A 23,512-nucleotide genomic window follows, 5' to 3' on the forward strand; every position below is an offset into this window, starting at 1 on the left:
CTTGTTCTGTTATGAGCCGATTCTCCCCCAGGCCTGAAGATCAACATACTCGGTGAGCAGCTGTTCTATACTGCCTGGGTTCATGCGGATGCCGCCGATCTGAACCTCCGACCCGTCTATCCGGGAACTCAAGGTCCGCCGGTCAAAATCCGGATCCAGACCTTTCATAAAGCCCCATAAAAGGAGCTTCGCGAGGGGGAGCGCGGTCCTTGCCTGGCGGGCGTCCTCAAAACGCCATAAAAAGGAGAGCTCCAGATCCGTCTCCCTCCAGGTACCGACTATACGGCATTCTCCCCCCAGGGGCAATCCTGGGGAGAAATTTTTCATTTCGGGGATAAGGATGACAAGATCATTCTCCCGGACAAGCCCCTTTTCGAAGCGATCTTCCCAGGCCCTGAGGATCCGGTCTGTTCCCAGGCTGCTGAAAAGGAGCGTCCCGCCTTCGGGCAGGCTTACCTGTGCATCAGCCTCCCTTAAGGTCCAGGTATCGGGGTTTCGGCCCGTGAGCTCCCAGCTCCGGCTGAAGCCCAGAGCCAGGGAGGTCCTGAAGCGGGGAAAATTCCCCTCCAGCAGCAGTTCCGCAGCACCGTCGTCGAAAAGGGAGAGATTGAGTTCTTCAGTCCTCTTCATAATCCCCGCGATATCATCCCCGTAGACACGGAATATGGAGTTTTCGAGACCGGGGGGGAGGGATCCGGCATGCAGGGATGCCGTCAGCACGGCCTCCGGAGGCAGGGGAGCAACATAGGCTGCGGCCTCCCGGGGGATACTGCGGCAGCCCGCAAAAAAAAGCAGCGCCGCGATGAGCGCGGCGCCGACTTTACCTAGACCTTTTCCAGGGCGATAAGGCATGAGGTCTCTCCGCACTCGATGCTGGCACCGTCGGAGATCTCTTCCCAGGTGAACTCCTCCGCAAGGGTCTCTTCGGTAAGGTAGTCCCTGAAGTCCTGTACCGAGGCCTGCACCTTCTCGTCGCCGAAAAGGCTGAGCCGGATCCGGTCGGTTACCTCCAGCCCGGTCTCCTTGCGCAGATTCTGAACCCCCCGCACGATATCCCGTACAACCCCTTCCCGTTCAAGCTCTTCGGTAATCTCCGGGTCCAGGGCCACGGTCAGAGAGCCCTCGTTGAGAACCTTGAGACCCGACTTCTCGGTCCGCTGAATGATAATGCTCTCTTCGGTTATTTCGATGGGACTGCCGTCCACATCTATTGAGAGGGTTGCCCCCTCCAGAATGGACTGGATTTCCCTCATGGAAAGTTCCTGAATCTTTGCGGCGGCGCTCTTCATCATCTTGCCCAGGCTCTTGCCCAGGATCTTGAAATTGGCCTTGGCGCTGTACTCCACCAGGTCTTCCTCGTTCTCCCGGTAGATAACCTCTTTGACGTTGAGCTCTTCCCGGATGATGTCTTCCATCTCGATAAGCACCTTCCGCTCCGTCTCTTCCCGGGTTACCAGGTGAATCGCCTTCAGGGGCTGACGGGTTTTCAGGGAGTGCATGGCCCTCAGGGCCCGGCCCATGGAGACCGCCTGCCGGGTCACCTTCATCTTGAGTTCCAGCTCATAGTCCCGTTTGGACTCGTCCGCCTCGGGATAGTCGGCCAGATGAACTGAATCGGGCATATCCTTTATCTTGAGGTTCTGGTAAATCTCCTCGGTAATAAATGGAGTAAAGGGAGCGGCTACGTGGACCAGCTTCATCAACACCTCGAAGAGGGTCCCGTAGGCCTGGAGCTTGTCGCCGTCGTTTTCGCTCTTCCAGAAACGGCGGCGGGAACGGCGGATGTACCAGTTGTTCAAGAGGTCGACAAAATCCACGATGGGTCCGATGGCCTTCTGCAGGTCATAGGCATCAAGATACCCGGTAACCTGCCCCACGAGGTTCTCGGTTTCACTGAGAATCCAGCGATCCAGGGGATTGTCGGGATGCTCCGGCGCCCCTTCAGGGCTGATACCGTCGATATTGGCGTAGGTTACAAAGAAGCTGTAGGCGTTCCAGATGGGAAGAATTACCCCTTTCAGAACGTCCCGCACCCCGTCGTCGGAGTAGCGCAGGTCCTCCGCCCGGACAACCGCGGAATGCATAAGAAAGAGCCGCAGGGCATCGGCACCGAACTGGTCCATGACCTCCATGGGGTCCGAATAATTCCTGAGGGACTTGGACATCTTTTTGCCGTCCGAGGCAAGAACCAGTCCGTTGACAACCACATTCCGGAAAGCGGGCTTGTCAAAGAGGGCTGCCGCCAGGATGGTCAGGGTATAGAACCAGCCCCGGGTCTGGTCGAGACCTTCGGAGACGAAGTTGGCGGGAAAATGGGATTCGAAAAACTCCTGGTCCTCGAAGGGGTAATGGTTCTGGGCATAGGGCATGGCGCCGGATTCGAACCAGCAGTCCAGGACCTCCGGAACCCGGCTCATTGTTCCTCCGCAGGAGCAGGGAAAGCTTATTTCGTCAACATAATGCTTGTGCAGGTCCGTGACCTTGACGCCGGATTTTTCTTCGAGCTCCGCCCGGCTCTCGATGCAGTGGACCTCGTCGCAGGTATCGCATTTCCAGACGGGAATGGGGTTTCCCCAGTAGCGGTTCCGGGAGATCGCCCAGTCCCGGGCGCCCTCCAGCCACTTGCCGAAACGTCCGTCCTTCAGGTGATCGGGTACCCAGTTGATCTGCTGGTTCGCATCGAGCATGCTCTGTTTGATCTTGCCAATATCAACGAACCAGGAGGAGATCGCCCGGTAGATAAGGGGACTGGAACAGCGCCAGCAGTGGGGATAGGAGTGCAGGTAATTGTCCCGCTTTATCAGCTTGCCCTCATCCCGGAGGCGCTGGATGATCGCCTTGTCGGCGTCCTTTACAAAGGTTCCCTGAAAATCGCTGACCTCTGGTGTGAACTTGCACTCCCCGTCCACGGGACAGACCGTGGGAACGTCGGTATCCTTCAGGACATTGTAGTCATCCTCGCCAAAGCCGGGGGCGGTGTGGACAATGCCGGTACCGTCCTCTGTGGTAACGTAATCAGCGGTATAGGTTTTGAAGGCGTCCCGGCTCTCTATATCGGCAAAATAGGGAAAGAGGGGTTCGTACTCGATTCCCGTCAGGTCCCTGCCCTTCTTTGTCCAGAGAACCCTGTACTCTTCTTCATTCTTGTAGTAGGCGGAGAGCCGTTCGGCCGCCATAATATAGAAGTCATCACCATCGGCGACCTTTACATAGTCGATATCCGGCCCCAGGGTAAGGGCCAGGTTGGACGGCAGGGTCCAGGGGGTCGTGGTCCAGGCAAGGAGATAGGAGTTCTCTTCTCCCTTGATTTTGAATCGCACCGTTATGGCCGGATCGGTTACGTCCTGGTAGCCGCCAAGGTTCAACTCGTGGTTCGACAGTACCGTTGAGCAGCGGGGACAGTAGGGCAGAATGTAATGTCCCTCGTAGAGAAGGCCCTTGTTCCACAGCTGCTTTACGACCCACCAGATGGACTCCATGTAGTCCGGTTCCATGGTCTTATAATCGTTTTCAAAATCGACCCAGCGGCCGGCACGGGTCATGACGGTTTCCCATTCCTTTGTGTAGCGCAGAACAATGGAGCGGCAGGATTCGTTGAATTTGGCGATACCGAAATCCTCGATCTCCTTTTTACCGGAGATACCGAGCTCCTTCTCCATTTCGTACTCCACCGGAAGACCGTGGCAGTCCCAGCCGAAACGGCGTTCAACCCTTTTTCCCTTCATGGTCTGGTAGCGCGGGATTATGTCCTTTATGGTGCCCGGTACGAAATGGCCGAAGTGGGGCAGACCGGTGGCAAAGGGAGGCCCGTCGTAAAATGAGTAGTGCTCGCAGTCGCAGCGGTTTTCGATGGATTTCTTGAAGATGTTATTTCCCTTCCAGAACTCGAGGATGGCTTCTTCCATTCTGGGAAAACTCACTTTCGGGTCCACGGGATTGTACACAGCTTGCGCTCCTTGGTAGGAATATTCTTGTTCCAGGGTCGCAACATTCTAGAGAAAATGGAGTACCGCTGTCAAGGGAGCCTGGATTCCGCAGCCCCGGATGAATCGCCAGGAATTAATGGCACCTCAAAAAACTACTCTTTTTACCACGTTTTTATAGATGCCCGTATCAAAAGTTCCTTGTAAACATTATTTTATTGATATATATTTATCTATATATGTTTCATTCACACGACACAGGGAGAACAGCATGAAATACCTGATCATCGGCGGTGTTGCAGGAGGGGCGACCACAGCGGCACGCTTGAGAAGACTTGACGAAGATTCCCAAATAATTCTCTTCGAGCGGGGAGCATACATCTCCTACGCCAACTGCGGCCTGCCCTATTATATCGGCGGAACCATCGCCGAGAGGGACGATCTGTTTGTTCAGACCCCTGAATCCTTCTACGACCGCTTCCATATCGAAGTGCGGATCAACAGCGAGGTTCTCTCCATTGACCGGAAAGAAAAAAGCATCGAAGTCCGGGACCTCACAGGCGGCAGAACCTACAGTGAATCCTACGACAAGCTGGTACTCTCTCCCGGGGCGGAACCGGTAAAACCGCCGATCCCCGGTATTGAATCGGAGGGTATATTTACCCTGCGGAGCGTTCCGGATACGGATAGAATCCATGAATATATAGCGGAGAAGAAACCGGAACGGGCGGTAATCGTGGGCGCCGGATTCATCGGTCTTGAAATGGCCGAGAACCTGCACAGGCGCGGAATCTTTGTCACCATTGTAGAGATGGCCAACCAGGTAATGAATATCCTGGACTACGAGATGGCCGCGGAGGTCCATCAGCACCTGAAGCTGAAGAATGTGGAGTTCTACCTGGAGGATGCGGTCAGCGCTTTCAAGCCGGACCGGAACAAAAAACTGAGCGTACATCTGCGCTCCGGAAAGGTCCTGCCAGCGGATATGGTCATCCTTTCCATAGGGGTAAAACCGGACACAACCCTCGCACAGAAGGCGGGCCTCGAAATCGGGGAGTCCGGGGGCATAAAGGTGGACAGCCATCTTCTCACCTCCGACAGGGATATCTACGCCCTGGGAGACGCCATAGAGTTTCCCAACCCCATAAGCGGCCATCCCATGAAAATCCCCCTGGCGGGTCCCGCAAACAAGCAGGGACGAATTGTGGCGGACAACATTGTCAGGGGAAACAGCAGAACCTACAAGGGGACCATCGGCACGGGTATCGCCAAGGTCTTTGATATTACCGTTGCCTCCACGGGTCTCCCGGAAAAACTGCTCAAGGGGATCGGAATCCCCCACACCTCGGTTATCACCCACTCCGGGTCCCACGCGGGCTATTATCCCGGAGCAATTCCCATGACCATCAAGATCCTTTTTAATCCGGAAGACGGCAGGCTTCTGGGGGGACAGGTCGTGGGCTACGAGGGGGTGGACAAGAGAATTGACCTGATAGCCTCGATCATCGGCATGGGGGGCAATGTCAGCGACCTTGCGGAGATCGAACACGCCTACGCCCCGCCCTTCTCCTCCGCCAAAGACCCGGTGAACATCTCCGGTATGGTGGCGGAAAACGTAATAAAGGGTACCAGCCTGCAGGCAAGCTGGACCGAGGTATTCAATCCGGAAAAAAAGAAGGACATCCTGCTGCTGGATGTGCGCACTGAGGAAGAACACGCCCTGGGAAGCGTCGAATCTGCGCTGAACATTCCCGTCGACGATCTGCGCCGAAGGATCGGAGAACTCCCCCGGGACAGGAAAATCGTTCTTTTCTGCAGTGTGGGACTCCGGGCCTACGTGGCGGAGCGGATTCTCCGGCAGCACGGATTCTCCAATGTCGCCAACCTCTCGGGAGGTTATAAAACCTACTCCATCTCCACCCAGAAACAGAGCAACGAGGATATCTTCTCCGGAGAGTTCATAGGAAAGGACGACCATATCTACCAGGGGGTCCCGAGAAAAAGTGAAGGCATACAGGTCAAACGGATCGATGCCTCCGGAATGCAGTGTCCGGGACCGATAATGCGCCTTAAAAAGGAGATAGAAAGCCTCGATTCCGGCGACAGGCTTGTTCAGACCGCGACGGATCCCGGTTTTGCCCGGGACGTGGAATCCTGGTGCCGGATGACAGGGAACAGCCTGCTCTCCGTCAGCCACGAGGGAGGAGTCATAACAGCGGAAATAGAGAAAGGCCGCCCCCTTGCGCCGAACCCGATGCGTCAGGGCAACGGAACCACCCTGGTGGTCTTCTCGGATGATCTGGACAGGGCCCTGGCCTCCTTCGTGATCGCCAACGGCGCCGCGGCTTCCGGACGGGAGGTTACCCTCTTTTTTACCTTCTGGGGCCTGAACGTCATCAAGGCGCAGCACAAACCGAAGGTAAAAAAAGACCTCATGGGAAGGATGTTTTCCCTGATGATGCCCGCCTCCAGCCGGAAGCTGTCCTTGAGCAAGATAAACATGGGCGGCATGGGCAGCCGCATGATGCGGCGGCGAATGAAATCCAGGGGTGTCGATTCCCTCGAGACCATGATCGACCAGGCCCGGGAGGCGGGAGTACGCCTCGTGGCATGCCAGATGTCCATGGACATAATGGGGGTACAGAAGGAGGAGCTTATCGACGGGGTTGAGGTCGGAGGCGTCGCCACATTCCTCGAGAGCGCCCAGGAATCCAGCGCAAGCCTGTTCGTATAGGGGCTCGATGAGAAAAAACTTGAAATTAAGGGCTTAACAATCTATCATCGAGGTAATGCAAAATCGGCTTTCCACCCGTATGCTTTTCATGGTACTGCTACCTGTTTTTGTCTGTACACTTCTTCTGGTTTTTCTGCTTATCGCCTTCAACGCCGCCTATGATGTTGTGGTGGGCGTACAGGAGGAAAACCTCAGAGAACTTGTACGCCTGGGCAGCAGTTCCATAGATCGCTTATGGATATCTCCCCGGGAGAAATCCGTTGAAGCCCTCGCCCGAAGTCCTCTTTTACAGAAACGGATACGGGGGGAGGTTCCTTTTTCCGAACTGCATGCCGATTGGGAATCCATACACCCTGCCCTGGAAGGCTGTTTCTTCATTTACTATGGTCTGGAAGACGGAACCATAGAGCTGTATCCCGATCTCGATCTGCCGGAGGATTACGATCACAGGGAACGGCTCTCGTATAAAAAGGGAATAAACCTCGAAACCACCTCTCCGGCATGGACCGCTCCCTACGCTGAAATCATTACCGGGCAGATTATCGTCAGTACCGTGGTCCAGCTCCGGGATGCGCAGAACAGGCCCATCGGTGTCTTTGCAGCGGATATAACCCTCAAGGGACTCCAGGAGATCCTGAATCAGATTCAGCTTCCCCGGGGGAGCTCTATATTCCTGCTGGACACCGAAGGAACTCCCTTTGTGGGAACCGACGTTGAAGATGTGCGTACCGGAGGGCTTCCCGGGGAGAGCGACAAGACCTTTGTGGAATACAGCAGTCCCCTTTCCAACGGCTGGAGAATCGCGGTGGTTGTGCCGCGAAAGTCCATGGCAAGGAGCTTTGAACGCCTGCGAAGCCTGGTCCTGGGCTTCTCGTTTCTGCTGTTCATCCTCTCCGCCGGAATCCTCGCTTTTCATGTGATAAAGCTCGCCTCGAGGGCACACCGGCTGGCCTCCTACTTTGAAGAGGTCATGATGGAAAATCGACCACTGGGCAGGGTATTCAGAAGCAACGATGAGTTTTCCTTTCTGAACAAGCAGTTCAATAAGGTCATACTGGCTACCCGCAGAGCGGAAAACGAAAGACTGTCCCGGGAACAGGTATTCCGCTTTATCATAGAGCGTTCCCCCATTGGCTTTTTCCGAACCCGCAGCGAGGGATCCCTTCTGTACGCAAACCCCTATTTTATCCGGCTCCTGGGTTATTCCCCTGAAGAGATGGAGACGATCGACTCTGTTGAACGTTTTTATGCCGACAGGGAGGACAGAAAGACCTTTCTGGCCGAGCTTTCAGAAAAACACGAGGTCCAGGGCCGACGGATCCGTTTTCAACGGAAGTCGGGGGATTTCTTCTGGATCTCCATGAACTCCCTGATTGTTCCCGGACAGGAAAACAGGGAGGTTTTCGAGATCGAGGGTTTCCTCATCGATGCAACTGACGAGGTTGAAGAACAGGAACGGCTGCGGATTCTTGCCGAGACCGATCCTCTCACGACCCTGGCCAATCGCCGCGCCTTTTTCGAAAGGTTTTCAATTGCCCTGGGACAGGCGCGTCAGAACGGAGAATCCATCAGCCTGATCATCTTCGACGTGGACCGCTTCAAGCCGGTAAACGACACCTATGGACACGATCTGGGGGATGAAATCCTGCGGCTGATAGCAGCTGCGGGAGAAAAAATCATCCGCAAGGGAGACGTATTTGCCAGGCTTGGAGGAGATGAGTTCGCCCTGCTTCTGCCTGCCAGCAGCGGAGAGGAGGCAAAAGGTCTGGCATCCCGACTGCAGGCGGGTATTGCGCAGATCGACCCGCCGGATCCCCTGGATTCATTTCCCAGCATCAGCATCGGCATCTGCTGTCATGGAGACGCTGAAGACTGCAGCATTGATGAATTATACAAAAAAGCTGATACCGCCCTCTATGAAGCAAAAGCCGCGGGACGCAACAGAATCGTCCTTTACACTCCCCCCACCTGAGCTATCGGATACCATGGGACATGGATTCTGCAGGGATGCGACTGCCGGAGGGAATAAGCAGCTTGCGTCATTCTATTCTTGACTAATCCTATCATCTTTATATACTTTACAATATAAGTAACATATATGGAGGATTAATCATGGGTGCTTCCTTTTTTATCTGGCTCGCAGTTTTTCTGCTCCTTCTCGTGATTCTCGCTCTGCCGAAATTCCGGGCTGGAGTTCCGTTTTCCCTCAGGGTCTTCATCGCCATGCTCCTTGGCGGAGGAACAGGCCTGGCGATCTATGCAACTCAAAGCCCGGAGGTATCGGCGGAACTGAGGCGCTGGTTTTCCCTGGTGGGCTACGGCTATGTCGACCTGCTGCGAATGCTCATCATTCCCCTGGTCCCCACCAGTATTATTGCCGGGCTGCTTAAACTGGAAAACACCCGGGAACTGAAGGTCCTGGGATTACGGACGATCACCCTGTTTTTATCCACCGCCGTTGTCGCCAGTATTCTGGGTCTTGTAATCGGCTCCCTTTTCAAGGTCGGTGCGGGAGTGGCAACTGCAGGTCTGGCCGCCCGGGAATCCCAGCAGATCACCGATGTGATTGCCAGATTCCGGGATTTTATACCGTCTAATCCTGTTGCAGCGGCAGCGGAGACAAAGATAATTCCTCTGGTGGTGTTCTCCCTGTTCATCGGAACCGCAGCGGTAATAGAGTCAGGAAAAAACAAGGAACGCATAGAACCGTTCAAAGCACTGATCGATTCCTTTGTCAGAGTAGTTATCCGCCTGACCAGGATCATCATAGGCCTGACACCCTACGGTGTACTGGGGCTCATGGCCTACTGGATGTCCAACACGGGAATGGCAGCCCTTGCGGATCTGGGTCTCTTTGTCCTGGCCATTGTCGCTGCCTGCGCCGTCCAGATCCTTGTTGTATACGGCGGTCTTCTGACCAGCCTCGCCAGGATTAATCCCTTCCGCTTTTACCGTGCCGCCTCTCCGGCCATGCTCCTGGCCTTTACATCCCGTTCGAGCCTGGGGACCCTTACCCTGACGATAGACACCATGAAAAACCGCCTCAAGGTAAACTCCCGGGTAGCCAATTTCGTCGGTCCCATCGGCGCGGTCATGAACATGGATGCCTGCGGAGGAATTTTTCCCGCCATGGTGGCGGTATTCGCGGCCAACGCTTTTGGCATTGTGTTGGAACCGTTTCAGTATCTTCTTATAGTCATCGTATCGGTACTGGCGAGTATCGGCAGTGCGGCGGTCCCCATGGGGGCAACCGCCTTTACGATTATCACCCTCTCCACCGTCGGTCTGCCGGTAGAGGCGGTAGGACTGGTCGCCGGAGTCGATTTTCTGGTGGACATGTTCCGTACCAGTACCAACGTTACCGGAGATCTGACCGCTTCGGTGATCGTGGGAAACTCCCTGGGCGAGTTCGACCGGGAGGCCTTCAACAGCCAGGACTTCAGTGAACTCGCCCCTGAAGGGGTTTAGAAGACTGTTCAGTCCAGCCAGATATCGCAGGGTATCCCCAGGGATTCTCCCATGGCTTCCAGTTCTTTCGCGATGTTTTCATGGAGGGGGATACCCGTTTTATGCCGCTCTTCCACTGACTGAGCGGCCCGCTCTCCGGGATAGCGCACAGAGGAAATTCCTTCCTGAACCGGGGAGCGGTGCAGCTTTTCGATCATTTCGTCCATAAGAGTTGTGAACTGCCCGCCTTCGAGGCATCCGATCTTCATGGCGAAGAAACTGTGGGTATCCACCCCCTTCTTTCGCAGCATGCTCCCCCCGTCACCGGAGAGCATCCCGGCCAGAATATCCACCATCAGCAGAAGGCCGAAACCCTTGTGGACGCCGTGGCTCAAGCTGCTTCCCAGGGGCAGAACGGCGGAATCGGGACCGAAATATCCTTCAGGATCGGTAACAGGATTCCCTTTTCCGTCGATCACATAGCCTTCCGGCATGGTCTCACCGTCCCAGGACATCAGATGGGCCTTGTTGGCTATGGACATGGTGGGGGCCATATCAAAGATAAATGGGGGATTCTTTCCTGCAGGGGCTGCAAAGGCAAGAACATTGTTCCCCACCAGCTTGCCTTTACCCCCCGGGGCGGCCACGGAATTACCTCCGGTGGAAAACTGCATTCCCAGCATGCCCGCTTCCGCGGCCATGTTCACGTAGTAGGAACCGGCTCCGTTGTGGTTGCTGTTGAAGACATTTACCCATCCCATGCCGTACTCTTCGGCCATCTCCATGGCAAGTTCCATGGCCCGGTGACTGGCGATAAATCCCAGTCCGTTATCCGCATCCAGGAGGGCTGTTGTGGGTGTGCAGCGCTCAACAGAGAGTTCGGGCTTTCCATTGATAATACCGTCCTGCACCTTCTTTACATAATAGCTGTAAAGATTCATTACACCATGAGTCTTTATTCCCCTCAAATCGGCATCCACCAGAATGGCGGCTGTGAGATCCGCATCATCCCTGGACACCCCGACTTTCTGAAGGGATAAAGAGGCCAGTTCCGTCAGTCGTTTCGCATCTGCTCTTCGATAGTTCTTCTTTTCCATGTGGATATTGTAACAGGCAGGATCGGAATCAACAACGGAAGGCCCCATATCCGGTACTCGATGCTTGCGAAATTTCTGTCCCGCCTGCATACTCTGCAGTGGAGGCAGATATAATGGACACGAAAACCCTTGAAAACAGAATTGCCCGGTGTATTCAGGAAGAAGAGGAGCTTCAGTTCAGAACATTCACCAACCGGGATGCCCTGGAGCTCGGTCTCGGGATACTGAAACGGGCGGAAGAACAGAACATACATATTACAATCGACATCGAGCGCCACGGACAGCGTCTTTTTCATTATGCCATGGACGGGACGACCATGGACAATGACCAGTGGGTGGAACGCAAAAAACGCGTCGTTAACCGGGTTTTCAGGAGTTCCTACCATTTCTTCCTCCTGCTGCAACAGCGGGGTCAGAACCTGAGAGACCGGGGACTTGATGAAAAGGATTACGCCCCCTCGGGAGGAGCTTTCCCCTTGAAAATCAGGGATGCCGGGGTAATCGGGGTCATAGCGGTTTCGGGACTTCCCCACGAGGAAGACCATGCCCTGGTGGTTTCGGAGATCAGGAAATTCCTGACCCGGGGGTAAGTAATATACCATTTATGAATTATCACGTGAAATTGTTCAGACACCCCCCTTGATTGTCGCCAAGATTCAGTCACATAATGGGGCGCATGAGTCAGCCCAAGAAAATCAATCCCAGTCTGATGATCACCATGCTGGTTATCGCCATATTTCTGTCCATGACGTCACGGACGATATTCTCTCCCCTTATGCCGATGCTGCAGAAGGAACTCGGAATCAGCCTCTCCACTGCGGGAACCCTGTTTTTCATGATCAGCCTGAGTTACGGTGTAACCATACTCTTTGCCGGATTTCTTTCCTCCAGGATAGGTCACGGTAAGGCAATCGTCACTGCTCTGGCGGCCATATCCCTGGGTCTTCTTCTTTCTGCGGTATCCTGGGGGATTCTGCCTCTTTCCATGGGAATGGTGCTGATCGGAGCCGGTGCCGGGATTTATCCTCCCTCCGGGCTTGTAATGATAAACACCACCATCAGCCTTGAACACCGGAGTACGGCATTTTCTTTTCATGAAATCGGACCCAACCTGGCACTGCTTGTCTCTCCTCTGATTGTCCTTGCCCTGGAGCCGTGGTTCGGCTGGCGGGGTGTTCTATTATGTCTCTCCGTGGCTGTTTTCCTCGGGAGCATGGTGTTTCTCCGCTGGGGAGCACCCGGCAGCGGCATGGGGGCCCCGCCCCGGCTCAGTACCATCGGGAAAATCCTCAGACTGCGAACCACCATACTGGGCATGGTAATCATGTCCGCAGCCCTTTCGGGTCAGCAGGGTGTCTACGCCATATTACCCGCCTATCTGGTTACCGAACACGGACTCTCCTCCCAGTACGTGAATGTCCTTCTCTCCATCTCCCGGGTAACCGGCATAATCCTGCTGCTTCGCTCGGGACCGGTTATCAACCATATCGGCAGACGGGCCACCATTTTCGGAGTGCTCTTCTTCTCCGCCCTGTGTACCGCCCTGCTCGGTATTTTGAAGGGTATACCCCTGGCTGTGGCGGTAATTGCCCAGCCGGCGCTTCTGACAGTGCTGTTCCCCGCGGCCCTCTCTTCCCTTTCCGAGATAGGCGAAGCCCAGTATCAGAATATTACCTATGCCCTGATAATAACCATCGGTGTGGGAGGCGGAGTCGGTGTGGCTCCGGCGATACTCGGGGTAATGGGAGATCTCGGTATCGGATGGCTCGGCTTTATTCTGCTGGCGGTCTATATGGCTTTTGCCATGCTGTTTCTGAAATCAACCCCGGTATTCGGCAGGGAAGTACGGAACAGGGAGAACCGGCAGTAAAACATCTTCCAGCTTTACTGTGCCGCAATTGTTATTAACAGCATATCAGTATAAAAGCCTTCGGTGGCCATACCGAAATCCTCGATCTCCACGCCCACGTCGTAGCGATCTCCCCTGATGGTACTGGGTCCTCCCAGGGGTACCACGGGCACATCCGTCCCGGAAGAGAGGTCGACCCCGCCGCCGGCCACCGACAGGGAATAGGGAACGCTGCTGGTATCGGTGGCGTCCTGAATCATCATGACCCCGCTGTTCTGGGAGCGCATATAAACTGAATAGCCGCTGTTGGCTCGGACCATCAGGTCCGCGTGGCGCCTGCTGCCGGCATAGAGTTCGCCGAAATCCAGGGTCAATTCAGTCCTGCTGGAATCGAAGCTTCCTCCAGAGGGTACCAGGGAGATATCCATAACCTGGTCCATTTGCGCGCTCATGCTCATGATGGCCGTGTCTTCAGGTCCTCCTCCACGGGGATTATCCGGCGTACCTGCCCACAATTCCAGACGGAGTTCCTCGGCGTACTGACCCGCCAGAGGGAACTGGTCGGGATCGAGAATCACGACAAAAGTCAGGTCCTTTGTGGTACCGCCTCCGGCTGCTGCTTCCGCATCGGAAAAACTGCCTGAGAGAACCTGGGACAGAGAGGGCCCGGCGCTCAGGTCCACCAGGATCCTGCGGTCCGCCGCATTATCGTACACCTGATAGTACATTATCCCCCCCGAGACCGGATCAAGAAGATAACGGTTGGCAAACTGTCCGCTTTGTCCGGTGGAAAAGGTAATGAAAAAGTCCGTCCCCTGGCCCTTGTGGTTGACCCGGATTGTTTCACTGATTATGACCTCCTGGTCAAGGAGAAACTGGGCATTGTTAATCTTTGGCGTTCTGCCCCTGAAGGACAGAGACCATAATCCCTCAGTCACGAAAAAGGAGACCGCCAGCATAGTCACAAGCATAAGGATGTGCCGTTTTAAATAACCGTCCATACCCATTTTTCGTTCCTCCTGTTCAGGGGCTGAGTTCTTTCCGTATCACCGGCAGAACCAGCGGTTCCAGGCTGACCCGACCCTCCGGACTTTCCGGTATGGAAAGCTCGATCTGGGCCCCGGTACTGGAAAAAAGGACCAGCAGGTATCGTCCTGCCTCTATATCATGAAGCTGAAAAAAACCCTCTTCATCGGAAAAAAAGAGCTGCCGTTCATCCCCGGGAGAATCCAGGGGAATAAGCTCCCCTGCCTGCAGGGCAATCGGCTCTGCCTGGAGTGTAAGCAGCCTCCCTGAGACAAACAGATTGTGGCGAAGGCGGACGGGAACGGTAATCCCGCTGCGGTAGGAGGGAACAAGCGTCACAATATCCTCCTTCAGAAGAACCTCCGGAGATGTATTGGGGAGCTCTATCTGCAGGGTTGCAGGGGTATAGGAGCTCAGCTCGCTGTAGGTAATAACACCTCCCCTGCTCTCTTTTGTGCCGCCGCTTCCCCGGCTGTTGCGGACGCTCACAAGCTCATTCTGCAGTTCATCATCAGGTACCAGCATGATAAAACTGTCCTGCACCTGCCGGCTCAGCGCGAAATTTCCACCTGCAAAAAGGACGGCCCCGCCGAGACCGGCCCCCAGCCTATTGCTTGTGGTGTTGCTGCCGGTATCATAATTTGTCCGGGACAGGGAATTGTTTATACTGGCTCGAAGAAAGGGCGCATCGTAGTGGAAGCCCATATCCGCGACAGTCTGATCAGCGGAGGCAGGCGGGTAGCCCTGAACCGATGCGGTATAAACCCATTGCTGAGGGTCCTCCGTATCCCGCCAGCTGAATCCCAGGCCCCCTTCTCCGGATTTAAGATCCTGGGAATACTGCAGGTTCTGTCCGGAATTATCGGGACTCAGGGAGAAGGCAAGATGCCCCCGCCACTCCCAGCCCTCCTGGGTATCGTGGTTCAGGGAAAAACTCAAAGACATGGAAGCACTGCGGCCGAAGCCCTTCAACAGGGTCAGGGAGCCTTGCAGACTGTCCGGGCTCTCTCCCCGTCCAAGGGCATAGGCTGTCATGATACTCGCATATGCGGAAAAGGGCAGGACCTGGCCGATACTCGAGCTGAAACGCCAGATATAGTCCGACGGGGCCTCGCTGAGTACAGAGCTGCGGTAGGCATCGTCATAATACTCGACCTGGACCCCCAGACTCGGTATGCTGCGCCGGGACGGAAAGGCAACGCGATACTGAAGACGGGAATGTATCCCGGGATCCCGGTCCAACCCGGCGGAAGCTCCAAAGCCGAGACCCAGATTGCCGAACGGGAGGGCTGAAACCAGGGAGAGATTGCCGATATATGTATCCCGGTCTATCTGCAGAGCTGTTCCCCCGGTAAGCCGGGGAAGCAGTCCGTAGGAAAAAAAACCCGCCGCCAGGGGATCGGAAAATTCATGCTGAGGGGTTCCTCCGCTTACTGCGAAGGAGTATTCCTGCTGCCGGAGCAGACCGGAATCAAAGGGAACGATGGTTTCGATGGTCCGCTCCCTGCCGTCCTGTTCGGTAATAACGATCCTGATTTCGTTGAGACCGCCCACGTAGGGAAAATCCAGCAGATTATGTACCCCCGCGTCGAGGCGCTCGGTTTTCAGAAGGCGGCCGTTGAGATAGATGGAGACCTCCGCCGGCTGTTCAAGGAGAAGTTCCCGGGAGAGGGAGCGGTAGGGGCTGGCGATATCGGAGAGGGCTTTTTCCGTACCGATGCCAACTCCATCCAGAGGGACCGAGGGAATAGATGCATAGGAGGGACTGTCCAGGGTTCCTGCGGCAAGACGCAGTCCGTTCTCCGGGAAATCCCGGATCAGCCGCAGGGAATCCAGTTCCACCTCTTTTTCCGGATAGCTGGTCATGTTGACTCCCCCGGTAAGAACCCATCGCCGGAACTGCAGATTAGGAAACAGATTCAGCTGGAGGGGAACATCGTATACGGCCTCCTCCCCATCGGCCCGGTACAGGAGTTCCGCTTTGCTGTAGTAGTTCATGTATGCGCTGTAGGGGTCGGCAGAAATATCCGCCGGATCGATATGCTGCGGGGCATGCCGCAGTCTGAGGTCTCTGCTCCGGCGCAGTTCGGGGGGAGTGAGGATCTCGACCTGCAGCATGGAAGAATCGTACCAGGCATCGAAACCGTACGAAACCAGATCCTCGAGCCTGACAGAGTCCCCCCCGAAGCTCTCCCGGATGCCGCTGATGCCCTCCGGAGAAAGCCCCGGTTCCAGAAGTTCAAAAAGGGCTTCCCGGGGCAGATGGACCTCGTTATCAGCCGTGATATGCGCCGAGAGCTCGCCGGAGAATTCTCCGTCTATTCGAATCAAAAGAAGGATCTCCGCATCCTCCTGCGCCGGGGCCTCTGCTGTGTCACCAAAGGCCTGCATGAAGATCTCTGCAGCCGGGTCCGGAGCATCCTGTCCGCTTATCCGCATGGCCAGGAGAAAGAGTATGGAGATGCCGGTACTAATTCTCCGAATCATAGCTGAGTTCGACATCCAGAGGCCCTTTCTCAAAACCTTCCGGAATTTTCAGTCTGACTGTTCTTGTTCCACCGGCAAGGAGATTCTCTCCGTTTATACCGCCCAGAAGCTCGGGGGGATACTCAAGGAGAACAGCCCCATTGACTGCACTGCGGATGCTAATATTCAGGTCGTTCAGGATACTGTGTTTATTTCCCCGGTTATGCAGGCTTATCTCAAGGGTTTCAGACCCCTCTCCGCCGCTGATCTCTGCTTTCTGAACCACCACGTCGGCGGAAGCTTCGGGGGGGCATATATAAATGGCGCCGAGATAGCGGAAAAGAATCTGTATTCCGCTGTCCGTGGCGGCTTCTCCGCCAAAATCCACCGGAACCTGTTCTATCAGTATACGGTAGGCCTGTTCGCTGGATATATCCGCCGGTCCTTTCCACTGAACCCGTACGGTCTGCACCGATTCAGGCTTCAGCACTACCTGCCGGGGGTAGACGGTAAAAAGCTCATCTGCAGCTTCCCGGGCCTCCTGACCGTCACTGTCGATTCTTCGTGTAAACATGCTGATACGAATAGCTATATAGTCCTGGCCATCGTTTTTCAGACGGAAACTCTGGGTCGCCCCGCGTCCCGAAGGGGTAAAGCTGCGGGATATTGGTTCAAAAGAGAAGGACCAGAGTCCTGCGAGCACCAGAGTATTCAGAAACAGGAAAACCAGTATCTTTTTAGCCTTCATCAGGACCCCCTTCATCTTCTTCTACACCATCTATAATATCGGATTCTTCCGTTCAACAAAAAAGCCGCCCAGGCTAAACGGACGGCTTTGCGGCATCAGCTGCAGACCTGGTATTTCAGGCCACCCTGCTCTACTTTGCCGCAATGGTGAAGGTCAGGGTGTCGCTGTAGGTGCCTTCATAGGGGAAATCGGTGGCTCCATTGTAGCTTATGGCCACATCGTTGGCCGCTCCGCTTCCGGGGGACTTGGTACTGACATCGGAGATGACCGCTGATCCGCTGCTGAGAGTAATTCCAGATCCTCCGTAGCTGATGCTGTAGTTCAGGCTTGCAGTGCCGGTGGTGTCCACAAATTGGGGGGTATCGCTGCCGGCGGCCATGGCGTTGCTCGATTCCAGGGTTACGGTATAACCGGTCCGTTTGTTGCTGCGCTCGATTACCGTGGCGACCTTGACGCCCGAGGCGTCTATGGAAAGATCAAGGGCATCGCTTCCGGGTTCGGCATTCACTGTAATTTCAAGAATCTCGGGTACGCTTCCCTGAAGGAACAGGGTACCGCTTGTCTGGGCACTTACTACAACGGTAAGAACAGCAAGAACGGCTGTTACAATAATCAATTTCTTCATATAATCCTCCTGACCCTTTCGGGTTTCACTAACAGTAATGCAATTTATGTGCCAACTTCACCGAACAAAAAAAGGAACCAACATAAATATTTATATTACAATTACTTACGCGCATACCGTCTTCACGTATCTTCTTTTCTTATACCAGATATCTCCAGAAGCTCAATCCTGAATTCCCCGGTCTCGACGGTCATGACGAGGCAGCTCGACATTTGCGTCGAGACCGCTGCCGGACGCTTCCTGGTCGGGAGAATTATGGATTCCCAGGATTTCAAGGCGTGACCGCAGCCTGCGTTCGCTGATTTTCAGTCTCCGGGCCGCCTCGCTCTGGTTACCCTTTGCTTCCTTCAGGGCGCAGCTGATCAGCTGCTTTTCGAAGCTGTTCATCTTCTCCTGATAGTCGGTTCCGGTGGCTGAATCGCAGAGCTGATGAATCTCGTCCTCAAAGGATGTTTTGACTCCTGCACTTTCCAGATCCCGAAGACTTATATGCGTACCCCGGGCCATAATGATTCCCCGCTCTATCATGTTCTCGAGTTCCCGCACATTACCGTGAAAAGGCAGTCTCATAAGAAGATCCAGGGCCTCCCGGGTGATCCCCTGTATGGAACGATTGTTCTTCAGATTGAAAATCCGGATAAAATGCTCAACCAGGGGGGGGATATCCTCTTTCCTGGCCCTCAGGGGCGGGATGGTTACATTCACGACATTGAGACGCCAGTACAGATCCGTCCTGAAGCTTCCTTCCGCCACCAGTCCTTCCAGATCCCGGTTGGTGGCAGCAATTATGCGCACATTGAGCTGGCGGGTATGGTTTTCTCCCAGACGCTGGATCTGGCCGAACTGAATTGCCCGGAGCAGCTTTACCTGTATGGAGGGGGGAATGTCTCCGACCTCATCAATAAAGAGGGAGCCTCCGTCGGCCTCCTCGAATCTGCCGGCACGGTCCTGATCCGCCCCGGTAAAAGAGCCCTTCGCATGGCCGAAGAGTTCACTCTCCATGAGGGACTCCGGCAGGGCCGCAATGTTTACCGTGACAAAGGGCTGTTCCTTCCGCAGGCTGGATTTGTGGATAAGCCGCGCCATGAGTTCTTTTCCCGTACCGCTTTCTCCGGTGATCAGTATAATTGCGTCGCTCCGGGCTGAACGGGATACGAGGTTAAGAACCTGCTGCATTGCCCTGCTCTGAAACACAACCATGGAAAGGCCGTCAAAACTCTCCTCGATCTCCCGCTGTACTATCTGATTTTCCCGGACAACACAGCTCTTTTCAAAAATCCGGACAATGAGATGCTCGATCTCATCTTTTCTGGTGGGCTTTACCAGGTAATCGTCTCCGCCGTTCTGCAGGATGTGAACTGCATCCCGGGCATCTTCAAAAGCGGTCATTACCACGACACTGACAAGGGGGTTATCGGCCTTGATGCGCTTAAGAACCTCCAGACCGTTAATATCGGGAAGCCGGTAGTCCGTCAGAACAAGGTCCACGCTGCGGCTTTTTACTGTTTCCAGCCCCTGGGTACCGGTTTCGGCGCTCAGATATTCTATGGAGGGAAACTCGATTTTTTCGCAAATTACCCTGAGCAGCTCCAGCTGTGTCGCATCGTCATCAACAGCCAGAAGAGTGAACTGTGGGTTTTCCATATATAGTTTATCGGCATTAAAGGGGAATACCCCAATTACTGGGTATTTATATAGAGAATTGATTCGTGCTCGGGGCTCTGCCCGATAAGCTGACGGTAGAGATTGCGATAGTTTTTTGGGGAGCGTCCGGTATATTTCTTGAAAACCCGGGAAAAGTGGAACTCCGAGTTGAACTGAAGTCGCTCGGCGATCTGGTAGATATACATGTCACTGGAAATCAGCATACTGGTGGCGGCTTCGATGCGCAATTTGGTCAGGTATTTCATGGGAGTGGTCTTGAGCTTATGCCTGAACAGACGGATAAGATGCTCCTCGGATATCCGCAGACGTCCTGCCAGGCTCTTCAGACTCGTACGTTTAAAAACAGAGTTCTGCATATGCATAAGGGCCTTTTCTATATGGATATTCTCCGTGTTCCCCTGCCGAAGGCTGCTGTCACCGCCCATAAGCAGGTATATAAAGGAGACAAGCTGATGTACGGCAGACATCTGCATATAGGCCGCCGCGGAAAGAGCTTTTTCCCTCAACTCCTCAAAGAAAAAGCGATAGGTGTTCCCTATCCTGTAGCAGCGCTGCCAGTTCAGATCCTGTTCCAGAAGTGAGCGAAGCTCACCGTCTTCGTCGTCAACCTGGAGCAGAAGGGCATAATAGGAGATCGGGTCTTCCGTATCGCTGGCTTCGATACGGTGCCGTACCCCCGGAGGGGAGATAAACAGGGAGCCCGGCTCAAGAATGAACCTCTGGTTGCCGTTCAGAAACCTTCCCTGGCCGCCCAGGAAATAGTGAACCTCGTATTCATCCGATCCATGGTAGTGAAAGCGGCTGTGCCACTGCATCTCATCGGGCTCCCTGAGATGATAGACAAAGACCGCTTCTTTTATAGTCATATATCAATTTTATGCATGTTTTATCACTCCTGTCCATGGGTTTTCTGCATCTCCGGGCTGATACTTTAAACAGTGACGGAGGAAAATTTATGAGGACAGTAATAGGGATCGATGTAGGAACCCAAAGCACCAAGGTTGTCTTCTACGATTATGAAAATAAGCGTATTGCCGCTACAGGCAGCGCGTCTCACAATATCCTGTCCGGGGATGACGGAACCAGCGAACAGGAGGCTTCCTGGTGGATATCCGCCATTCAGGAGTCCATGTCCCGGGTTCCAGCAGAAATCCGCGAAACAGCCGTTGCGGTCGGGGTCTCAGGACAGCAGCACGGCTTTGTTCCCCTGGACAAGGACGGAAATGTGCTGTACCGGGTAAAACTCTGGAACGATACATCCACCGTGGCGGAATGCGAGGAGATTACCCGCGCCTTCGGGGGAGAGGAAAAACTGTTTCAGCAGGCCGGGAACCTTATCCTTCCCGGATACACCGCCGCCAAGATCCTCTGGCTTAAAAAACACAAACCGGAACTCTTTGCCCGCATGGCCCACGTGCTGCTTCCCCACGATTATGTGAACTTTGTATTGACCGGGGAATACAGCATGGAGTACGGCGACGCCTCGGGTACCGGTCTGCTGAACATACGGGATCGCAGCTGGAACGCTGAACTCTGCGGGGTGATCGATCCGAAGCTGATTACCATGCTCCCGGAACACCGGGCTCCCGGAGACGGTGCAGGCACGGTCAGCGGAGAAGCAGCGGAGCGTTTCGGAATCCCCCGGGGAATTCCCGTTTCCACCGGCGGCGGAGACAACATGATGGCTGCCCTCGGAACAGGCACTGTCCGGGACGGACAGGTCAGCATGAGTCTGGGCACATCCGGGACCCTCTTTGCCTTCTCGTCAAAGCCCATAATCGACTCTGCAGGCACCATTGCGGCTTTCTGCTCATCCAATGACGGATGGCTGCCCCTGTTATGCACCATGAACTGCACCGTGGCGACGGAACAGACCAGAAAGCTCTTTGATGTTGATGTTGATCAGCTGGATGCACTGGTCGGCTCCGTCCCTCCCGGCAGCAACGGGGTTACCGTCCTGCCCTTCTTTACCGGCGAGCGGGTGCCGAACCTGCCCTTTGCCAGGGCAAGCATTATGGGGCTTTCTTCGACAAATACCGGCAGGGAGAACATTCTGAAGGCCTCCATGGAAGCTGCGATTTACGGCATGCGCCTCGGCTTGAACAGCCTGTCAGAACTCGGTCTGTCGGCCCGGCAGATTACCCTGACCGGCGGAGGATCGAAGAGCAGGGTTTGGCGGCAACTGGCGGCGGACATCACCGGTGTCCCGGTCCGGCTGCCAAACTTTCACGACAGCGCAGCACTGGGGGCTGCCCTGCAGGCCCTCTGGTACCGGGATGTTTTTGAAAACACGGCAGGAGTCTCCTCCATGGCGGATTACGTGGAAGAGCATACCGGCAGCCAGGAGACGGAACTTATTGAACCCGGAAAAAACAGAGACGGATACCAGGAGGGCTACAAACGTTACGCCCGTTATATTGAACTGCTGACACCACTGTACAAATAAACTCTCAGAGGAGGAGATATGAGCAAGGTATTTATTGGTGGGAAAGAGTATTTTCCCGGAATAGGCAAAATCAACTACGAAGGAAAAGAGTCGGACAATCCCCTGGCCTTCAAGTTCTACGACGAGAACTGGATTGTTGCAGGCAAAAGCATGAAGGAGCATCTGCGTTTCGCCGTCGCCTACTGGCACACCCTGACGGAAGACGGTTCGGATCCCTTCGGCGACGCCACCCAGGACCGTCCCTGGAATCAGGCCAAGGATCCTTTGAAGGAGGCGGAAGAGAAGGCCGATGCCGCTTTTGAGTTCTTTACAAAACTGGGAGCTCCCTACTACTGCTTCCACGATGTAGACGCAGCCCCCGATGCCGACGACGTGAAGGAATACGAAAAGAACGTCGAAACCGTCACTTCCATGCTGCTGGAACGGCAGAAGGCAACGGGAATGAAACTCCTGTGGAATACGGCAAACATGTTTTCCCATCCGCGCTACATGAACGGAGCAGCCACGAACCCGGATTTCCGGGTACTCTCCCGGGCTGCAGTCCAGGTAAAGGCGATGCTTGATGCAAACGTAAAGCTGGGGGGAGAAAACTATGTATTCTGGGGCGGCCGTGAAGGATACACCCAGCTCTTCAACACCGACATGAAACGGGAACAGGAACACCTGGCCCGTTTTCTCTCCTTGGCACGGGATTATGGGCGTAAGATCGGCTTTAAAGGGCCCTTCCTCATCGAACCGAAACCCATGGAACCCTCCAAGCACCAGTACGACAGCGATGCCGCCGCGGTAATCGCCTTCCTGAAAACCTACGATCTGGCCGGAGATTTCATGATCAACATAGAAGCCAACCATGCCACCCTGGCTGGAAAGGCTTTTCCTCACGACCTTGCCGTGGCCGCCAACGCGGGCCTTCTCGGCTCCATTGATGCCAACCGTGGGGATCCCCAGAACGGCTGGGATACCGACCAGTTTCCCACAGATGTCTACGACGCCACCCACGCAATGCTGGTTGTACTTCAGAACGGTGGGCTTGGAAGCGGCGGCCTGAACTTCGATGCCAAGGTACGGCGTAACTCCACCGATCTTGAGGATCTTTTCCATGCCCATATCGGGGGAATGGACACCTTTGCCATCGCCCTGGAGGCAGCGGACAGGATAATCGCCCGGGGTCTTGTGAAGAAATTCCGGGACTCCCGCTACGAAAGCTATAACAGCGGCAGGGGAGCAGAGTTTGAGCAGGGTAAACTCAGCTTTGAAGATCTGCGGGACTACGCCGCAGGGATAAAAGAGATCCCCAAGATCAGCGGCAAACAGGAGCAGATCGAGAACGCCATAAACCAGATCCTTTTCGGCTGATTCAGAAGAGAAGAGAGATTTGGACCGCCGGAGAATATTTCCGGCGGTTTTTTTTCATCACTAATTAATTTTCCGTTAGTGTCCCGAACCGTGGGGATGATCTGAAGCAAACTCCTTGTTCTGCTGGTAT

16 protein-coding genes are annotated in these 23,512 nt (G+C 54.8%); 7 read left to right on the forward strand and 9 right to left on the reverse strand.

All coding sequences use genetic code 11. The annotated features are described in order from the left end of the window. Positions 1-9 precede the first annotated feature (9 nt). On the reverse strand, positions 10-852 hold the full coding sequence (locus B4O97_RS16070; RefSeq protein ID WP_083052404.1) for a hypothetical protein: 843 nt from the start codon (positions 850-852) through the stop codon (positions 10-12). After that, positions 825-3,944 carry an isoleucine--tRNA ligase gene (ileS, locus tag B4O97_RS16075; protein ID WP_083052405.1) on the reverse strand — a complete coding sequence of 1,040 codons (3,120 nt, stop codon included), beginning with the start codon at positions 3,942-3,944 and terminating at the stop codon, positions 825-827. Before ileS ends, B4O97_RS16070 begins: the two co-directional genes overlap by 28 nt. A 250-nt stretch (positions 3,945-4,194) precedes the next feature. On the opposite strand from ileS, the gene B4O97_RS16080 reads away from it, so the two are divergent. The 3 genes from B4O97_RS16080 to B4O97_RS16090 all read left to right on the forward strand — a co-directional run bounded on the left by B4O97_RS16080 (position 4,195) and on the right by B4O97_RS16090 (position 10,125). Then, positions 4,195-6,657 carry an FAD-dependent oxidoreductase gene (locus B4O97_RS16080; RefSeq protein ID WP_083052406.1) on the forward strand — a complete coding sequence of 821 codons (2,463 nt, stop codon included), beginning with the start codon at positions 4,195-4,197 and terminating at the stop codon, positions 6,655-6,657. A gap of 88 nt (positions 6,658-6,745) precedes the next feature. After that, positions 6,746-8,629: a sensor domain-containing diguanylate cyclase gene (locus B4O97_RS16085; RefSeq protein WP_158084350.1), complete on the forward strand. Its 1,884-nt coding sequence runs from the start codon at positions 6,746-6,748 to the stop codon at positions 8,627-8,629. Between the two features lie 140 nt (positions 8,630-8,769). Next, positions 8,770-10,125, forward strand: coding sequence for a dicarboxylate/amino acid:cation symporter (locus tag B4O97_RS16090; protein WP_083052408.1), 1,356 nt, complete (start codon positions 8,770-8,772; stop codon positions 10,123-10,125). Between the two features lie 8 nt (positions 10,126-10,133). Here B4O97_RS16090 and B4O97_RS16095 read toward each other — a convergent pair whose 3' ends face one another. After that, the gene (locus B4O97_RS16095) at positions 10,134-11,249 is read right to left on the reverse strand and encodes an Ldh family oxidoreductase (RefSeq protein ID WP_158084351.1); all 1,116 of its coding nucleotides are present in this window, start codon (positions 11,247-11,249) and stop codon (positions 10,134-10,136) included. A gap of 65 nt (positions 11,250-11,314) precedes the next feature. Here B4O97_RS16095 and B4O97_RS16100 point away from each other — a divergent pair, with 65 nt between their 5' ends. Together B4O97_RS16100 and B4O97_RS16105 are read left to right on the forward strand one after the other, a co-directional pair. Then, entirely contained in the window at positions 11,315-11,791 is a 477-nt protein-coding gene (locus B4O97_RS16100) for a heme-degrading domain-containing protein (RefSeq protein WP_083052410.1), read from the forward strand. Between the two features lie 86 nt (positions 11,792-11,877). Beyond that, complete coding sequence (locus B4O97_RS16105; RefSeq protein WP_158084352.1) at positions 11,878-13,071, forward strand: MFS transporter; 1,194 nt, start codon at positions 11,878-11,880, stop codon at positions 13,069-13,071. A 14-nt stretch (positions 13,072-13,085) separates the two neighbouring features. Here B4O97_RS16105 and B4O97_RS16110 read toward each other — a convergent pair whose 3' ends face one another. The 6 genes from B4O97_RS16110 to B4O97_RS16135 all read right to left on the reverse strand — a co-directional run bounded on the left by B4O97_RS16110 (position 13,086) and on the right by B4O97_RS16135 (position 20,446). Further along, positions 13,086-14,051 carry a hypothetical protein gene (locus B4O97_RS16110; RefSeq protein ID WP_143305771.1) on the reverse strand — a complete coding sequence of 322 codons (966 nt, stop codon included), beginning with the start codon at positions 14,049-14,051 and terminating at the stop codon, positions 13,086-13,088. Between the two features lie 22 nt (positions 14,052-14,073). Beyond that, positions 14,074-16,563 (reverse strand): fimbria/pilus outer membrane usher protein, encoded by a 2,490-nt coding sequence (locus B4O97_RS16115; protein WP_083052413.1) that lies wholly within the window; start codon positions 16,561-16,563, stop codon positions 14,074-14,076. Next, on the reverse strand, positions 16,547-17,290 hold the full coding sequence (locus B4O97_RS16120) for a fimbria/pilus periplasmic chaperone (protein WP_158084353.1): 744 nt from the start codon (positions 17,288-17,290) through the stop codon (positions 16,547-16,549). Before B4O97_RS16120 ends, B4O97_RS16115 begins: the two co-directional genes overlap by 17 nt. Positions 17,291-17,420: 130 nt before the next feature. After that, positions 17,421-17,915: a hypothetical protein gene (locus B4O97_RS16125; RefSeq protein WP_083052415.1), complete on the reverse strand. Its 495-nt coding sequence runs from the start codon at positions 17,913-17,915 to the stop codon at positions 17,421-17,423. A 162-nt stretch (positions 17,916-18,077) separates the two neighbouring features. After that, on the reverse strand, positions 18,078-19,559 hold the full coding sequence (locus tag B4O97_RS16130) for a sigma-54-dependent transcriptional regulator (RefSeq protein WP_083052416.1): 1,482 nt from the start codon (positions 19,557-19,559) through the stop codon (positions 18,078-18,080). Between the two features lie 35 nt (positions 19,560-19,594). Next, positions 19,595-20,446, reverse strand: coding sequence for a helix-turn-helix transcriptional regulator (locus B4O97_RS16135; RefSeq protein WP_083052417.1), 852 nt, complete (start codon positions 20,444-20,446; stop codon positions 19,595-19,597). 89 nt (positions 20,447-20,535) lie between these two features. On the opposite strand from B4O97_RS16135, the gene xylB reads away from it, so the two are divergent. Together xylB and xylA are read left to right on the forward strand one after the other, a co-directional pair. Next, complete coding sequence (gene xylB / locus B4O97_RS16140) at positions 20,536-22,026, forward strand: xylulokinase (protein WP_083052418.1); 1,491 nt, start codon at positions 20,536-20,538, stop codon at positions 22,024-22,026. A gap of 18 nt (positions 22,027-22,044) precedes the next feature. Next, positions 22,045-23,382, forward strand: coding sequence for a xylose isomerase (xylA, locus tag B4O97_RS16145; protein ID WP_083052419.1), 1,338 nt, complete (start codon positions 22,045-22,047; stop codon positions 23,380-23,382). The last annotated feature ends 130 nt before the right edge of the window (positions 23,383-23,512 follow it).

Origin of the sequence: Marispirochaeta aestuarii (genome assembly GCF_002087085.1) — a bacterium.
Taxonomy (GTDB): Bacteria; Spirochaetota; Spirochaetia; order JC444; family Marispirochaetaceae; genus Marispirochaeta; species Marispirochaeta aestuarii.

Coding starts and splice junctions, on each gene's coding strand:
- B4O97_RS16090 (WP_083052408.1), top strand. CDS start 8,770: ATGGGTGCTTCCTTTTTTATCTGGCTCGCAGTTTTTCTGCTCCTTCTC.
- B4O97_RS16085 (WP_158084350.1), top strand. CDS start 6,746: ATGGTACTGCTACCTGTTTTTGTCTGTACACTTCTTCTGGTTTTTCTG.
- B4O97_RS16125 (WP_083052415.1), bottom strand. CDS start 17,915: ATGAAGAAATTGATTATTGTAACAGCCGTTCTTGCTGTTCTTACCGTT.
- xylA (WP_083052419.1), top strand. CDS start 22,045: ATGAGCAAGGTATTTATTGGTGGGAAAGAGTATTTTCCCGGAATAGGC.
- B4O97_RS16080 (WP_083052406.1), top strand. CDS start 4,195: ATGAAATACCTGATCATCGGCGGTGTTGCAGGAGGGGCGACCACAGCG.
- B4O97_RS16100 (WP_083052410.1), top strand. CDS start 11,315: ATGGACACGAAAACCCTTGAAAACAGAATTGCCCGGTGTATTCAGGAA.
- B4O97_RS16135 (WP_083052417.1), bottom strand. CDS start 20,446: ATGACTATAAAAGAAGCGGTCTTTGTCTATCATCTCAGGGAGCCCGAT.
- B4O97_RS16110 (WP_143305771.1), bottom strand. CDS start 14,051: ATGGACGGTTATTTAAAACGGCACATCCTTATGCTTGTGACTATGCTG.
- xylB (WP_083052418.1), top strand. CDS start 20,536: ATGAGGACAGTAATAGGGATCGATGTAGGAACCCAAAGCACCAAGGTT.
- B4O97_RS16070 (WP_083052404.1), bottom strand. CDS start 852: ATGCCTTATCGCCCTGGAAAAGGTCTAGGTAAAGTCGGCGCCGCGCTC.
- B4O97_RS16130 (WP_083052416.1), bottom strand. CDS start 19,559: ATGGAAAACCCACAGTTCACTCTTCTGGCTGTTGATGACGATGCGACA.
- B4O97_RS16120 (WP_158084353.1), bottom strand. CDS start 17,290: ATGAAGGCTAAAAAGATACTGGTTTTCCTGTTTCTGAATACTCTGGTG.
- B4O97_RS16105 (WP_158084352.1), top strand. CDS start 11,878: ATGAGTCAGCCCAAGAAAATCAATCCCAGTCTGATGATCACCATGCTG.
- B4O97_RS16115 (WP_083052413.1), bottom strand. CDS start 16,563: ATGATTCGGAGAATTAGTACCGGCATCTCCATACTCTTTCTCCTGGCC.
- B4O97_RS16095 (WP_158084351.1), bottom strand. CDS start 11,249: ATGGGGCCTTCCGTTGTTGATTCCGATCCTGCCTGTTACAATATCCAC.